This window comes from Moorena sp. SIO2C4, from assembly GCF_010672485.1.
GTDB classification, from domain to species: Bacteria; Cyanobacteriota; Cyanobacteriia; order Cyanobacteriales; family Coleofasciculaceae; genus Moorena; species Moorena producens.
This window is the reverse complement of record NZ_JAAHGN010000280.1, coordinates 1-7,698: the sequence shown is the minus strand read 5'-3', so window position 1 is coordinate 7,698 and position 7,698 is coordinate 1. Positions and strand designations below refer to the sequence as shown.

The 7,698-nt window shown below is 43.7% G+C and carries 8 protein-coding genes; 1 reads left to right on the top strand and 7 read right to left on the bottom strand.

Translation table 11 applies throughout. The annotated features are described in order from the left end of the window. From F6K20_RS16160 to F6K20_RS16145, 4 genes are all read right to left on the bottom strand, one after another. The coding region (locus tag F6K20_RS16160) for a DUF819 family protein (RefSeq protein ID WP_287295305.1) at positions 1–599 on the bottom strand (599 nt) is incomplete at its 3' end. A gap of 5 nt (positions 600–604) precedes the next feature. Then, the gene (locus F6K20_RS16155) at positions 605–1,078 is read right to left on the bottom strand and encodes a PIN domain-containing protein (RefSeq protein WP_071106747.1); all 474 of its coding nucleotides are present in this window, start codon (positions 1,076–1,078) and stop codon (positions 605–607) included. Continuing rightward, complete coding sequence (locus F6K20_RS16150) at positions 1,075–1,341, bottom strand: UPF0175 family protein (RefSeq protein ID WP_009149390.1); 267 nt, start codon at positions 1,339–1,341, stop codon at positions 1,075–1,077. Before F6K20_RS16150 ends, F6K20_RS16155 begins: the two co-directional genes overlap by 4 nt. 272 nt (positions 1,342–1,613) lie before the next feature. Continuing rightward, complete coding sequence (locus tag F6K20_RS16145) at positions 1,614–3,548, bottom strand: WD40 repeat domain-containing serine/threonine-protein kinase (protein WP_287295304.1); 1,935 nt, start codon at positions 3,546–3,548, stop codon at positions 1,614–1,616. A 99-nt stretch (positions 3,549–3,647) separates the two neighbouring features. Here F6K20_RS16145 and F6K20_RS16140 point away from each other — a divergent pair, with 99 nt between their 5' ends. Further along, positions 3,648–3,806: a hypothetical protein gene (locus F6K20_RS16140; RefSeq protein WP_154659887.1), complete on the top strand. Its 159-nt coding sequence runs from the start codon at positions 3,648–3,650 to the stop codon at positions 3,804–3,806. Positions 3,807–3,828: 22 nt separating this feature from the next. Here the strand turns inward: F6K20_RS16140 and F6K20_RS16135 are convergent, their stop codons facing one another. The 3 genes from F6K20_RS16135 to F6K20_RS16125 all read right to left on the bottom strand — a co-directional run bounded on the left by F6K20_RS16135 (position 3,829) and on the right by F6K20_RS16125 (position 6,356). Beyond that, entirely contained in the window at positions 3,829–4,380 is a 552-nt protein-coding gene (locus F6K20_RS16135; RefSeq protein WP_009149385.1) for an Npun_F5560 family protein, read from the bottom strand. A 226-nt stretch (positions 4,381–4,606) separates the two neighbouring features. Further along, on the bottom strand, positions 4,607–4,756 hold the full coding sequence (locus F6K20_RS16130; protein WP_287266843.1) for a hypothetical protein: 150 nt from the start codon (positions 4,754–4,756) through the stop codon (positions 4,607–4,609). Positions 4,757–5,045: 289 nt separating this feature from the next. Further along, entirely contained in the window at positions 5,046–6,356 is a 1,311-nt protein-coding gene (locus F6K20_RS16125; protein WP_287266841.1) for a cupin domain-containing protein, read from the bottom strand. Positions 6,357–7,698: the final 1,342 nt, after the last annotated feature.

The following is a 7,698-nucleotide window of genomic DNA, read 5'->3' as shown; positions in this document are numbered from 1 at the left end:
AACTGACTAGAATTAGTATTCTCCTGAGAGCGCTGGTTAGGGAAAATTCCCCGTAGCCACTTCATGGAAGGTAAAGCAAACAGCACTAAAAAGTACAAGGTCATCACTAAATTATCTGCTGCTACCCCAGCACTGAGTAAATCTCCTGCTCTTAATCCAGTGCTTTCAGCGGTTGCCGCAAAATTAACAGAACCACCAATATAGGTAGCACAAAAAATTGCTGCCAACTGCCAACCTTGCTCTCCTAAAGGAATGAGATAGTAAGCCACTACTGTTCCTAGGATTGTTCCCACTGCACCAATGCCATAGGCAATTAAGGTAAACCCAGCCTCCCACACAATCCGAAACAAATCAGCTTGGAATAGTAGTAAAGGAATAGCTAATGGAACTAAGTAAGACCAGACCACACCATAGGCGGGAGCATCCGGTGGGATAATCCTAAGATTAGATAGGATGAACGTTACCAAAATGGTGACAACAGCCCCAGATAGTTTAGCTCCCCAAGGAGTTCGTTCTGCCCAGAATCCAATTGTTGCTGCTGACAGCAACACAGCCCATAGAGCGAAATCTTGATTAGGATTTATAAGAGACGTTGTCATGTTTTTTAGGAATGCTTATCTAAAAGCTTTTCAAATAAACTTTCCGATGCCCAAAACGATGTATTTTTAAGATTATCGACAACAACAGGTAAATTGATAAGTTTCATAGTAGCTGCCCGGTCTAAAATTCCCAAAATACCTGTGATGGTTAATCCTCGTTCTTTTGCTATGCGCCTTGCCTTCATATCATCTAGCAAAATTAAATCTGCTGTGAGTTCTTGAGCTAAAAGAATAGCTGCCAGTTCTCCGGGGTCTAGCAAATCTAGAACTGAATCGGAAGATAGGCTAACGGGTCTAATTTTCAGCCAAGGGGGTGGGGTGGCAATCCAAGTTTGCACAGGTGGTGGGGCAGCCACATCTGATAGCTCGTCATACACTGCTTGGGGAATAATGATTTGCCCAAACAGTTGGGGTAGCAGGTTAATCTGCCCAATCAGGATTAGGTAGTTAATCGGGGAAGTATTAGAAACAACGATCATCCAGGGTTGGCAAATAGATTGTCCAGGGTTTGGCTATCTTCGTCTAGGTCAGCTTCGGTGTAGGGAAGGTAAGCTTTTTCCTCCTTGAGGAATTGGTAGGTTTCCCAGCGAGAAGAAAAGTTAAGGATTCTGCGGACTTGGGCAGCACCAAGGTGACCTTGACGATAGCGATCAGCCACAATCAGTTCAAGGATTCTGCGGGAGAGGTCACCTACTTGGAGTTGACTAGCGATTTCATCGGGGAGTTGGATCGTAATTTCCATAGGGGTAATCGGAGTCTGTCCATAGATGCAGTTTAACTCCAAAGTTAGGGCAGCAGTGTGTGAGAGCCTAGCTAAACTCCGACAAATCAACTAAAATAAACCCGTCAGCTGTCAGCCGTCAGCTGTCAGCCGTCAGCTTAAAATAAACCTTCCGTAGCGTGCGCATCGCGCAAACAGCAGGATTTGATAATGCTTACCTGTTTTATTCAAAAGCTGAACGCGCACGGGTGCGCGTAGCGCATCAGCTGATAGCTGATAGCTGATAGCTGACATCACTCAAACTTCCAAATCTTAATAGTATTATCTTGAGAACTACTAGCAATGGTAGCACCATCATGGCTAATAGCAACCGTAGTAACAGCGCCTAAATGATCTGTGAGAGTATAGAGCAATTCACCACTACCAGGATGCCAGATTTTGACAGTCTTATCGGCGCTACCACTGATTAAGGTATTACCTTGAGGGCTAATAGCAATAGATTTAACAGCATGCCCATGTCCGGTCAGAGTAAGCAATGGTTTCTTTGGTATTTGTAAGTACCGATCCCTCTTGAGCAACCACATGTTAATGGTTTTATCAGCACTGCCACTAATTAAGATTTTACCACTAGGGCTAAAGGTGAGTGACTCTACCGATGCCGAATGTCCAGTAATGGTTGCGCTGAGCTTACCAGTTACTAAATTCCAAAGCTTAATGGTTTTGTCAGCACTACCACTAGCTAGCAGTTGTCCATCTTTACTAATAGCTACAGCGTTAACTGTTCCTAAATGGCCAAACAACGTTGTCTGTAATGATGCCTTCTTCAGGATCCAAAGCTTAATAGTCTGATCGGCACTACCGCTAGCAAGTAATTGCCCATTGTGACTAATTGCCAAACACTTTACCCAAGCTGAATGTCCACAAAGGGTATGAATTAAATTTCCCGTATACTCATGCCATAGTTTAATGGTATGATCCCAACTGCTACTAGCGATAATTTCTCCATCTGGACTAAAGCTAACCGCCTCAATCACATTTAAATGTCCTGAAAGTTTAGCCACCACTGTTTTAGCTTGCCAGTTAAAAATCGTGATAGTTTTATCTGTACTACCACTAGCTATAGTTTCTCCATTCGGGCTAAAGGCGATAGAATTAATTCCACTGGACTCTTCGGAAAAAGTATGTACACATTTCCAAGTAGGAGTATCAAATTTAGGGGTAACTGTTGTAGATAAAGACGTTACTGGTATAGCAGCGAAATCCTCTGGTAAACCAAGTGCTCCGAGGACTTGAGTAGCTGATTGGTAGCGTTGGTTTGGTAAATTCTCTACCATTTTGTTCAGGATGCGAATAAGCGGATCACTCACAGGTTGCCTGAGGTAATCGACCCAAACCCACTTCCCTTCTAGACTATTAAACATATCAAAGGGGTGAACATTGGTAAGCAGATGAATACAGGTAACCCCTAAACTGAACAAATCACTGGTTGCGATCGCTTTTCCCATCAACTGTTCCGAAGCCGTGTAAGCCGCAGAGCCAATCATTGTTCCCGTTCGTGCTAGCACAGTTTTTGTAGTCAGCTTAGCAGCACTGAAATCCACCAGAAACAGTTCGCTCCCCCTTCCCCCCCAAGAATAAAACCTCTTCCTGGTTTTTCGTGTTGGTAACTGGGACAAAGAGGACTCAGGAGGAGGGCGACGAATGATATTGTGGGGATTGATATCCCGATGAATTACCTGATGACTATGGATAAAGCGCAGCACTGGCAGCAATTCAATCAGGACTTGCCGAACCTGGTTTTCCCTAAACGTCCCTTCTGTTTCCAGTTCTGTGGCTAAGCTTTCCCCCTCGATATACTTGTGGACTAGAGCAGGTTCTCCTGCGATACCTAATTGATGATCTGCTTCAAAATAGGCCAGAAGTTCCGGAATCTGAGGATGTTGTCCCAGCACTTGCAGCCTAGTAGCTTCTTGGCGGAACGACTCAGCCGCTTTCTGAGCATTGTTGGTATCCTGCTGTTGTAAGGATAACTGTTTGATGATACACTTACCATTGCTATCCTCCGCCTCATCCACCCCCAGAAAGGTGCGCCCCATACCACCAATACTAATTAGCCTAACAGCACGGAAGCGTCCGCCTAATCGTAATCTAGTTCCACAATAGGCACAAAATCTGGCCTGATCGGGATTTTGGGGATGTTGGCATTTAGGATTAAGACAGTAGCTCATGATATGGGGTGGTCAAGTCGAAGGGTTGGCAAGTTGACAAGTTAGCCAGTTGACAGATTTGTTGAAAGTTTTCCCCGAGTTTTCCCCAAGTTTTCCCCATTGTTAACGGTTGCTAACCTACCAAGAAACGTCAGCTGTCAGCCGTCAGTTGTCAGCCGTCAGCTTAACAGAAACCTTCAACCTTCAACCTTCAACAACCCAACCTTCAACAACCCAACCTTCAACCTTCAACAACCCAACCTTCAACCATCCAGTTGACGCACCCCTAACCCAAAGGCTTTTACACACTACCGAAAGTTGGGATTGGACTAGCATTCTGACGATTGAAGCTGGGTAGATCAACCCGGGTGATATTGCGGCTTCTGACCGCTAGTCGGTAACTGACACTCTGGAGTTCTGCATGGAGTTGTCGGTTTTCTCGCTGTAACATGGTCACCTTCTCCTTGACTGGTGCCATCCGTTCCGAAAACTTCTGGTGATAAATTTTTGGTAGCTCTTGTACAACTTGTTCTAGCTGACGGGAGCGCTCGGTTAATTCTTCTACATTATCCCGCAATTGCTTAATTTCCGTGTCACGGGTGGCAATTTGCTGTTGATAAAATTCCACCTGCTGCTCCACATCGTGCAACTGTTCTCGCAAGACCACCATCTGAGCCTTGTGGCGCTCAGAAACCTCTTGGGGAGGTTTGAAGTTAGCATTCCCTTTCACCAAGCGGAATAGTTCTTGAGACAGCTGCTGCACTAACTGGTCTCTAAGCTGCAACTCTTCCCGCAAGTGAGATACTTCCGTTTGCAGAGCTGATCTCGATAGGGTTTCAATCTGCCTCACCATGGCTTACCACTCCAAGTAACTATACAATTTTCAATAGTAGATGGCGACCGGGGGTGTCGATCACTGATCACAATAAATACTGTTGCAGCTAATGTACCATCGAAACCCGGCAGTTGACCATTCGAAAGCACTTGTAGGGTGGGCAAATTGACTCGAATCCAGAGGATTTGGTCAGAGGAAAGGTATTTGCCCACCCTACTCCTGGCGTAATATAGCGCTTTTTACCCTAATGAGGTACACATAATTTTTGCCCTGTTCCCTGTTCCCTGTTCTCTCTTCCCTCTTCCCTCTTCCCTCTTCCCTGTTCCCTGTTCTCTCTTCCCTGTTCCCTGTTCCCTGTTCCCTGTTCCCTAAAACCAGAAACTCTGTACCTCACCAAATTGAAAACCGCTATACTACAAATGACCCGGACGTCAAAATTCTAGGTATTAGGGTGGTCAATTGGGCACGAGCCCTAAGTAATAGTTAACCCAAAATAACCTAGCCAACGGTTTGATTCATTTAGAAAGAAAACCTTTGGCTATCGAGATATACTTGGGAATAATCAACCCCCAATCCCCATCCACCGTATGTCCTTCGGGGTAGGCCAGATCCGGTGCGAAAGACAAAAAATTGGAGGGCAAAGGGGGTATTGAGGGTTTAATATCGACTAGGTCAAATTAGTTCTATATTTTACCGTTAGGACATATTTCGCTATATTTCGTCATCCATTCCACGGCACCGGTACAGTCGGCATCCGCACTTTTAATTGTGATAGGCTGATCGGGTCTAGGCTGATAGGATGTAGAAGGTTTAAAGGCTTCGTTCTGATAGTTAGAAATTGAAGCAGCATCCTTGTAAGGTTCTTCTGATCCTCCTTCGATAAACTCGGAGAACCCAACAAGCTCCGGATCTTTAGGATTGGTGAAAGCAGCAGAGACCCCTAGGGGAGTCTGACCAAGTACGTTTTGTAAAGTGATTGCGGACAAAATATTAGGGTTAGTTGGAACGCCATGGCGTAAGAAAAGGATGCATTTAAAGGGTACAGAACCAATATTCCGCAAGTAGTGTTGAGCACCAGTTGGGAACATGAATATCTCATCAGGATGAATGAAAATTTCCTCAACCAGCCGATCGTTTGCATACCCGCTACCGTCGGATGATGGAAAGATGTCCTTATCTACAATCGCCCCGACCTTACCGTAACCTTGGTAACAGAAACCGGACTCAGCTTCGGTCATATGCCAGTGTGGGGCCCGAATCGATTCCGGCATGATCATGATATCGCCCCATACCCCCGCTCCGAGAGCAGGAAAATTGGATGCGGATATAGTTTTTAGAGCTCCGAGAAGTACTTTTGTTCCGCCATTCTCATAGTAATATACTTTTTTAGGGACAAAGTTACCTAAGCTGGGATGTACATTAACCGTTTCATATGCAGGATCCCCTTTGACCTTAAACCCTGACCATAATTCCAACGGTTCGGATTGAGTGGGCACAAGTTTAATTGGACATTGACCCAAATTTTTAATTTCGGCCTGGGTGACGTCAGAAGGAGAGTTAATTTTAAACACCCAATGTGGCTGAAGGGGATAAATATCCTTTTGTTCTCCTCCTTTTGACTTCTCACTGTTAAATGTAAGACCGAAAAAAACATTTTCCGTCTTACATTTTTCAATTGATGTGTCTAAACTGGTTAAGTTAGATCTGCAATCATCTAAGCATTCCGAGTCCCATTCAGTAATAGGAGAAACGGTGAGATTAAAAACCCGTTCGGAGGCCGTATAACCTTCGGTGTCTATAATGTATGATTCGTCCTGAAAAAGATATTGATCATAGGAGATAGGAGTGGGACTAATATCAATGAGTCCTTCTTGGCCCAGGGCAATAGGTGTGTTAAAAAGGAAAAGCATAGGGACCAAAATCAAAGAAACCAAAGAAAGCCGCAGGCGATCGATGATTGTGTTCCGGGCAATTCCAGTCTTATGTTCGTCCATTAAAGTATTTTACCTCCAGGGTGTAACTAGATGTAGTGTACGGCAGTACAGGGAAAAGTTTTGTGAACCAATTGATTACCGATTGTGATTGTAAACCAATTCCGCAGTAAAAAAACATGACCTTCGCACATCATATTTTAAAAAACCCCCTTGGTCCACTGGACAGTAGCTTTTGTAGGGTGGGCAAAGGTGGATGATAACTGTACAAATGGTGAAACTATTATTATTTGCCCACCCTACACCTAATAAGTTCACGGGTTTCTGTTTTATGTGATAACCTTCCTTCAAAGAAAGCCACATAGGTGGTGCTGAATTGCGAAGGGGGTTATCAGCTGCGCAGACAGTTACTCAACAGCTTTAACGGTTACAACCATATGGGATGGGACCATGTCACAATTGCAGAACATTTGTACTAAATCTCATGCCCCCTCATGGGTGTAAGCTTGCTCTGATGGTACTTGCTCTGATGGTACAGAGTTCATTTGTTCAGCAACTTTGACCTGTTCCCACAGCAACAGATTGGTTAGTACGTGCTAGACATGCTTGGGCATGAGTTTTTTTTGATCAGAATCACAACTCGTAATTGTATTCAATAAAGGAAAGTTTACTTCCTTTAATACAAAGATTAACTCTAATTAAAAGTATTTTTAAACTCATAAACCTCATATAAAACCTCATATAAAAACTCATATCAAACCTCATAAACCTCATATCAAACCTCATAAACCTCATATCAAACCTCATAAAACTCATATCAAACCTCATATCAAACCTCATAAACCTCATATCAAACCTCATAAAACTCATATAAAACCTCATAAACAGGGTAAACGCCTAGCTTTTTGTATATATTGATACGGAAATAATTACCAAATTAGTATCAAAAATATATAATCACCGGGAAGAATATCCATAAGCCCAAAACATTGCTCAATTATTGGCCGTGTTATCCTTGGTGGATTTGAGAGTACTCTAAATTCTGGTTGCTTAGGCAAATCCGACTTTGAACACAAATAAAAGCAAGATTGGCGTACGCCATCCAATAGCTTTGTAGGGTGCGTTAATGAAATGTAACGCACCCTCTATAGACAATACGGCGGTTTGCAATTCTGTTAGCTCTTGTAGGGTGGGCAAATTGACATGATCACTGAGCTTATGGACAAAGTCTCATTATTTGCCCACCCTACCCCTATATACAATACGGCGGTTTGCAATTCTGTTAGCTCTTGTAGGGTGGGCAAATTGACATGATCACTGAGCTTATGGACAAAGTCTCATTATTTGCCAACCCTACCCCACTCTGGTAATATCATCTATTTTTATACTCAAATACCACGGTGCA

Coding starts and splice junctions, on each gene's coding strand:
- F6K20_RS16155 (WP_071106747.1), bottom strand. CDS start 1,078: ATGATCGTTGTTTCTAATACTTCCCCGATTAACTACCTAATCCTGATT.
- F6K20_RS16145 (WP_287295304.1), bottom strand. CDS start 3,548: ATGAGCTACTGTCTTAATCCTAAATGCCAACATCCCCAAAATCCCGAT.
- F6K20_RS16125 (WP_287266841.1), bottom strand. CDS start 6,356: ATGGACGAACATAAGACTGGAATTGCCCGGAACACAATCATCGATCGC.
- F6K20_RS16135 (WP_009149385.1), bottom strand. CDS start 4,380: ATGGTGAGGCAGATTGAAACCCTATCGAGATCAGCTCTGCAAACGGAA.
- F6K20_RS16150 (WP_009149390.1), bottom strand. CDS start 1,341: ATGGAAATTACGATCCAACTCCCCGATGAAATCGCTAGTCAACTCCAA.